Origin of the sequence: Shigella sp. FC1967, assembly GCF_001743005.1 — a bacterium.
GTDB lineage: Bacteria > Pseudomonadota > Gammaproteobacteria > Enterobacterales > Enterobacteriaceae > Proteus.
Genome location: NZ_MIIZ01001190.1, coordinates 1 through 510, shown reverse-complemented (window position 1 = coordinate 510; position 510 = coordinate 1). Strand labels below are relative to the sequence as shown.

The window sequence follows — 510 nt, the reverse complement described above, 5'->3', positions numbered from 1 at the left end:
CGTCAACAATTGCACGAGAGAGTTTGTGTTGAAAATCAGCACGGGCATTGGCTACCCGTTCGTGTACACCTGCAAGCTGTATTCGGGCTTTACGGCGATTAGCACTCCCTTTTTGCTTGCGAGATAAGGCTTTTTTGTTTTCGACGTAGGTGACGGCTGGCATTGATAAGGTGGCGCGGATTAGCAATCTTATTGCCGTCTGATTTGATGGCGTAATGACTCAGCCCCCACATCAAGCCCCCGTGATATTTGATATCAATGTTGGCTTTGCCGGTGCTTCTACCCCGTCATCACAGAGTAGTGACGCATAGTATTTTTCCGGTTGCGCTGCGACTCAGTGTGATACTTTTTCAGCGCCCCCCGTAATTTTCACGATGTAAACGCGCTTCAATCGGTGCGATTTTCGGGGATTTTTTATCGCGCCATCAATGACTTTGATCCCGACACAATGATAGCTAGATTGTCTGCCATGCTTACTTTTAAACGTGGGAAAACGGGCTTTTTAGTTTC

At 47.5% G+C, this 510-nt stretch carries 1 pseudogene; it reads right to left on the bottom strand.

From position 1 onward, the window contains the following. A pseudogene (locus BHE89_RS20130) lies at window positions 1–502 on the bottom strand (RNA-guided endonuclease InsQ/TnpB family protein); the annotation flags it as partial. Window positions 503–510 lie beyond the last annotated feature (8 nt).